Source organism: Luteibacter sp. P4_E6, assembly GCF_056401535.1.
The window spans coordinates 1-3708 of the sequence record NZ_JBFUJE010000392.1; the positions used below are offsets into that span (position 1 = coordinate 1).

At 63.3% G+C, this 3708-nt stretch carries 5 protein-coding genes; 3 read left to right on the top strand and 2 right to left on the bottom strand.

Annotated elements, in window-relative coordinates; genetic code table 11:
* Positions 1–226, top strand: a 226-nt coding sequence (locus AC1DT2_RS17850; RefSeq protein WP_477297809.1) for a hypothetical protein, incomplete at its 5' end; no start/stop codon positions are given.
* Between the two features lie 36 nt (positions 227–262).
* Here the strand turns inward: AC1DT2_RS17850 and AC1DT2_RS17855 are convergent.
* Positions 263–664: an ExbD/TolR family protein gene (locus AC1DT2_RS17855; protein WP_477297810.1), complete on the bottom strand. Its 402-nt coding sequence runs from the start codon at positions 662–664 to the stop codon at positions 263–265.
* 144 nt (positions 665–808) lie between these two features.
* Between AC1DT2_RS17855 and AC1DT2_RS17860 the strand changes: the two genes are divergently transcribed.
* A complete protein-coding gene (locus tag AC1DT2_RS17860) occupies positions 809–1750 on the top strand; it encodes an RDD family protein (protein ID WP_477297811.1) in 942 nt (313 codons plus the stop codon).
* Positions 1751–1806: 56 nt separating this feature from the next.
* Positions 1807–2634 (top strand): DUF3014 domain-containing protein, encoded by an 828-nt coding sequence (locus AC1DT2_RS17865; RefSeq protein WP_477297813.1) that lies wholly within the window; start codon positions 1807–1809, stop codon positions 2632–2634.
* A gap of 155 nt (positions 2635–2789) precedes the next feature.
* On the opposite strand, the gene AC1DT2_RS17870 is transcribed toward AC1DT2_RS17865, so the two are convergent.
* Positions 2790–3708 (bottom strand): peptidylprolyl isomerase (locus AC1DT2_RS17870; protein WP_477297814.1); only part of this gene is annotated, 919 nt, incomplete at its 5' end.

The window sequence follows — 3708 nt, forward strand, 5'->3', positions numbered from 1 at the left end:
GCACAAGGACGGCGAGCATCCCGGGCGCACGATGACCGCCTTGATGGCATTGCGGACATGGCGCGTGGTGATGGGTGAGGTGTCGACGCGAACACCGTGCGTCGCCGGCCCGCTCTGGTATCACGCGCCCGACCCGGAAGGTCTCGTACACATCGACACGACCGCCATGCCGTCGACCTGCCTCGTCGACGCGTCCATGGCCGCGAAGCTCGCTGCCGCACCTTGAGGCGGGCGGGGTCGCCTCCACCCGCCTCAACGAGATTCACCGGTTAACGAAGTCGATCTTCGAGAGCCCGTTGACCTTTGCCTCCGCGAGGACTTTCGCCACGTCCTCGTATGACGCGTCATCCGACGCGCTGATGTGAATCGGGGGCTTGTCACCTTCCCGCGAGCCGAGGATCTGCATCTGCGTCGCCAGCGCAGCATCCGTGACCAATACGTGGTTCCAGAACGTGATGCTGTTGGGTTCGATGGTGATGTCGATGGGTTCCTGCATCGCCGCGGGCGGTTGCGAGCCTGCCGATGGCAGGTCCACGCGCGCCTTATGGGCGATCACCGGTGCCGAGATCATGAAGATGACCAACAGGACCAGAAGGACGTCGACGAGCGGGGTGACATTGATGCCCGCGATCGGGGCAGCGTCTTGCCGTGCAGAGAAAGCCATGGTTCCTCCTACAGACGTTATCGATGGGGTGGTGCCCTGGTGCCGGACCATGGGGGGATGCCCGGCGAGCCCAGACTAGGTGCCAACCGGCTCTTCCCGCAAGCTGGCGGCCCGGTGCATCATGGGCGGATAGACGGAGGCACCATGGAAGATGTTTCAGGGGCTGCGACACCRCGGGTGTCGCTGGCCGGATTCTGGCGAAGACTCGGTGCGTTTGCCGTGGACTGGATGATCCTTGCGCTGGGCGGCTACATGGTTGGCCAGCTCTTGTTCGACCAGCTGGCGTGGCTGGGCGGCTGGAATCGACTGATAGGGTTCGTGGCCGCCACCATCTATTTTGGTTTGCTCGACAGTGGCCCCTTCGGCGCATCCACGCCGGGAAAGCGAGCGCTCGGGCTTCGCGTGGTGGACGCGGCGGGCCGTGTGGTCTCCCTGCCCAAATCGATTCTTCGCGCCAGCGTGCTGGTGGCTCCCATCCTGTTCAGCGGCACCATCCTGGTGATGAGCGAGGCCTCCTATGGCGAACGCGCAGCCAGCGGCCTCATCGGTGGCTTGGCTGTCGCGTCGTTCTACATGGTCGCTTTCAATCGCTCGACCCGTCAGGGTCTTCATGACCTGGTGTCGGGCGCGTTTGTCGTGCGAGGCCGGGCGTCGCGCCGAGGGATGAGCGGGTTGACGTTTTGGCGAACACATCTCGCTATCGCGGCAATCTTCGTGGTCATCGGTGTGCCGGTCAGCATGGCGGGCTATCCGGTCTCCGTCGCTTTTGCGCCGAGCGCGTGGTCACAGGCGACGCTGCTGCCGTCGCTGGGGCCGCCTTTGGTACGCGCGGCGTGGATTCGTTGGACACCTGCCGAAGGCAAGCCTCGCACCTGCACCGGTGTCACGGTGTCTTTACGCGGTACTGGCCTCGATGATGAGGATATTGCGCGGAAGGTGGCCCAGGGCCTTGTCTTGCGGTTCCATTGCCATGTCGATACGAACCTCGCGGTACGCCTGGTCTACGGTTTCGACCTCGGTTTCGCCCGTGGTTATCGGTTCCGCGACTACGTCATTGATGCGGATCGATTTCCTGGTCAACCTTGAACCATTCCCGCTGTTCGTAGTCCCATGGGGGCTGGATTTTTGGCAGGAGCGGTGCGTTGAGCAGTCAGTCATCGGGTTCGAAGTGGGTTGCGGGTTTGCTGATTGTGGCGATTCTGGTCGTGGTCGGCATCTTCATCTACCGTGAAAAGCAGGCGCGCGATGCGATAACCGCACCGGCCTTCTCCAACGGTCCGGTGGCGTCCGCAACGTCGACCACCGTGCACGATGCACCGCTCGTGCAGCATCCGATCGGACCTGCCGGCGGATCCACCGCCGCGCTGCCGCCATTGGACCAGAGCGACGACGATGTCCTCGCCGGGCTGATGGCCCTGACCAGCGACGGCGCGTTGAAGTCGCTGCTGCGTCCGGAAGCGATCGTCTCGCGCATGGTCTCCACCATYGACGCGCTGCCGAAGCAGAGCGTCGGTATGAACGTCGTGCCCTTGCGTACGCCGACGGGTCGTTTCCAGGTGGTATCCGACGACGGCAGCTTCGTTGCGTCGAAGAAGAATATCGACCGCTATGCCACGTATATGTACGTGGCTGACCGCATGAACACCAAGGCGGCGGCTGCCTGGTACAAGCGCAACTATCCGCTGTTCCAGCAGGCGTACCGCGACCTTGGTACGAATGGCTATTTCAACGATCGCCTCATCGAGGTGATCGATCACCTGCTTGCCGCACCGGAGCCGAAAGGCAACCAACAGCTGCTTCCGGAGAAAGTCGGCTACGTTTATGCCAACCAGTCACTCGAGCAGTTGTCGGTCGGGCAGAAGTTCATGATCCGCTTGGGGCCAGATAACGAGGCGACGTTGAAGGCGAAGCTGCGTGCGTTGCGCGAGGAGATTGTGAGCGAGAAGGCGGCGGCTTCGGACGCTGATTGATATCTGGCCCGCTGACGCGGGATCGCCGATGAATCGGCTCCTACATGGAGCTTCGCCGATGAATCGGCTCCTACATGGAGCTTCGCCGATGAATCGGCTCCTACTGGAGACCTGCGAGGTCGTGTGGGAGCCGATTCATCGGCGATGCTCTCCGATCAGGGTGCGACAGGCTTCGAAGGATCACGCACCGGCACGCTGATATTGCACAGGTCGATCTTCCCGGCCGGACGCGTATAGAAATCATCCTTGCGATTACGCTTGGCCTCGATCACCGCCGCGAAGGTCTTGCTGTCGGTACGCAGTACCTGGATCGGCGTACGCTGGGCTTCCGGAACATCCGCAGCGAGATGCACGCTCTTGATCGTCACGCGCTGCTCGGGCTTGTCGTAGAAACCCATCGGCTCACCACCGCGCGGGTAGGCGGCGAGGAATTCCATGCCCCTGATGACCTTGCCGGCGACGGCGAGGTTGCGGTCGAGGTTGCGCGGGGCCTGGCCGATAATGGCGTAGAGAGAACTGCCGTTGCCGGTTTCGGCGCCGACGTCGCGAGCCACGCCCACGGTGCCGTAGCAATGGGTGATCCACGCTTCGCCGGCCTTGGCGTCACGGGCGACGGGGAAGCCGTCGGAGAAACCGACTTCCGGCGCGTAGACATCCCCATCCGGCAGCTTGGTGAAGGGGATGGCCTTGCCGCCCAGCTTGCGGGTGAACTCGGGAGTCAGGGTCTCTTTCGCGGTGCCCAGGCTCTTGGCCTTCTTCTTGTCGTCGCCGTCGGGGTCGCCCCACTGGGTGACGAAGTTATCCTGGACGCGGATGACCTGGGTCCCGTCGAAGTAATGCTCGCGGATCAGCGTGCGGATGTTCGCCGCATGTTCCGGCGACCAGTCCTGGGCGAGTTCGATGATGACCTGGCCCTGGGGCAGGTCCATGTAGACGAGGTTCTGTGGGTCCGGGGTGCGCCATTCGGCGGCGGTCGACTTGGCGAGCAGCTCCTTGGCCGTTGGCGTATGTGCCTTCTTCGCCTCCTCGGCGACGGCGGGCAGGGCGACGGCGAGGGCGAGAACAAGGCAGGTA

Coding starts and splice junctions, on each gene's coding strand:
- AC1DT2_RS17855 (WP_477297810.1), bottom strand. CDS start 664: ATGGCTTTCTCTGCACGGCAAGACGCTGCCCCGATCGCGGGCATCAAT.